This is a genomic window from Pedobacter caeni (assembly GCF_900129215.1).
Taxonomy (GTDB): domain Bacteria; phylum Bacteroidota; class Bacteroidia; order Sphingobacteriales; family Sphingobacteriaceae; genus Pedobacter; species Pedobacter caeni.
The window spans coordinates 1-2240 of record NZ_FQUQ01000020.1 but is presented as its reverse complement, the minus strand read 5'-3'; the positions used below and the strand labels follow the sequence as shown (position 1 = coordinate 2240).

At 39.2% G+C, this 2240-nt stretch carries 2 protein-coding genes and 1 rRNA gene; all 3 read left to right on the top strand.

Features of this window, described 5'->3' with window-relative positions:
- A 5S ribosomal RNA gene (gene rrf, locus BUC20_RS34510) occupies positions 1-76 on the top strand; the annotation flags it as partial.
- 325 nt (positions 77-401) lie between these two features.
- Positions 402-608 (top strand): DUF2683 family protein, encoded by a 207-nt coding sequence (locus BUC20_RS33500; protein WP_073239204.1) that lies wholly within the window; start codon positions 402-404, stop codon positions 606-608.
- A gap of 209 nt (positions 609-817) precedes the next feature.
- A complete protein-coding gene (locus BUC20_RS33495) occupies positions 818-2050 on the top strand; it encodes a DUF1028 domain-containing protein (RefSeq protein WP_073239202.1) in 1233 nt (410 codons plus the stop codon).
- Positions 2051-2240: the final 190 nt, after the last annotated feature.

The following is a 2240-nucleotide window of genomic DNA, read 5'->3' as shown; positions in this document are numbered from 1 at the left end:
TTCCGAACAGAGAAGTCAAGCCCACCAGAGCCGATGGTACTGCGGTAACACGTGGGAGAGTAGGTCGGTGCCAAATCTTAAAAGAAAGCCTGTAGTGAAAACTGCAGGCTTTTCTTGTTTATCAGCTTTTTGTCCGGAGACACTGATTTACAGGATCTCCATATCCCCCGGCAGCAAATCGCCATCCTTTCTTCTTTTATTAGACCTGAATCCTTTATATCAGCCAACTATTCACCTCTGAAGTCTTTGACACGCTATGCACCTGGTTTACACGATCTCCGGTTCCTCTGCAGCAGATCTGCTATCCCCTCTTCTTGTATTCAGCTCTGAGTCCTTTGCCGTTCTATATATCTGGTTAAGGAAGCTTCCTGAAATCACATAGAGAATTGGTATATTTGTTTATGGATAGATTGATTGTTTACCCCGCAAATGAAGAGCAGATGCTTGCATTGCAAGCTGTGCTGGAAACAATGAAAATTCCTTTCGAACAAAAAGAGGCCGCTCATCCTGGTCATGTAATTGACGGATTGATAAAATCATCCAAAGAAGTGGAAGAAGGAAAGTCAGAACCATATACAGGGATCAGAGATATGCTTGATCCAAAATAAGTTTAAGTACTTTTTATATATTTCCCTTACCTGACCTGAAATCTTCCCAATTCCCTTTCTTTCTTCTGACAGAACCAATAGGGTCGAATTCAACCATTTTCAGTAATGCTATTTATCTGAGGCGGATTCGTCGTTTAACAAATGTTTAAAGATTGCCTGCAACGAATCATTTTTTATGGTGTCTTGTTTTGGATTGTAAATCCAAATTTATGTATAAGAAAATAGTCTTGTTCATTATTTCTCATCTTACGGTTTTATACTGTTCTGCTCAGAATCTCCCTAGCTTACTCCTTGACAGGAACATTAATTCAACTTTTTCTATTATAGCATATGATTCCGCTGCAAAAGAATGGGGGATAGCTGTAGCTACAAATAATATCTATGTTGGTAATTCTACTGTTTATATCCAGCCAGGACTGGGGGCTTTTTCTGTGATCGCTGAAACAGATCCAGATTATGCAATAAATGGTTTCGCAGCATTGAAGAAAGGTAAGTCCGTAAAAGAAGCAATTGAATCTACGAGAGCTAATGATGAAGATGCAAATTTCAGGCAAATTGCCGGTATTGATTCCATTGGAAATGTATATGCTTATACAGGTTCAGCTTTGAAATTTTGGAAAGGTGATGCTACGCATTTAACAGGGAAACATTATGTGGTCCTGGGGAATCAATTGGCGGAGGGAGTGCTATCTTCTATGGCTAAAAGCTATGAACATAGTACGGGGACTTTGGCCGAACGCCTGCTAACAAGTATCCGGGCAGGGCAGGATGCCGGTGGACAAATTACAGGAAAACAATCTGCAGCTTTGATGGTGAAAGGAGCAGGTCAGGAATGGTATAATCAGATCGATTTAAGAGTGGATGATGCTAAATATCCGCTTATAGAATTACAACGCCTTTTGAATTTTCATTATGGACGTATCAAATTGAATCAAGCCATCAAGCTTTTGAAAGATGGAGAAAAGGTACATGGACTTAAGCTTTTGAATGAGGCCGGGAAATTGGTAGAAGGCTGGAATGGAATTTATAGCAAACTAATTATGGGGATGTTGTTGGGAGGAGAGGAAGATGCTGCTGTGAAAATCATTCTGAAAGCAATTAAAGAAAATCCAGATTGGAAGGAAAATTTGCCTTGCTTCTATTTTTTGGCGAATCGCCCTGAATTAAGAAAATTTTATATTAAAGATGTGTTTTCGGAAAAGGACTGGAACCAGGCCATCCAATTTCTGATAGAAATTAATAAGCCTCGGGAAGCATTGAAACTCACGGATAGAGTGATTGGGAAGTTTCCTCGTTCATCTTATCCTTATTATCTGAAAGGGGAGGCATATAGAAAGATAAATGAAAAAAGACCTGCTGTTACTAGTTATGAAATGGCAGTTCTTTTAGATAAAGACAATGAGGAAGCCGTATTGGCGTTGAAGCGATTGAAAAAGGAATAAATAATTCGAGATAAAATGTGGAGAGGGGTAGAGAAGTTCGTACTGATTCGAGTTAAATTCATCATCATTCTTTAATGATCTGCTTCTTTTTTCTTTAACATCAGGGTTGGAAAGTATGTTGTTTGATCTTTTTCGCCGGAGTAATGGGTAGGAAATGATCATATAGGATCGCATGACCTGCGCTCATGAT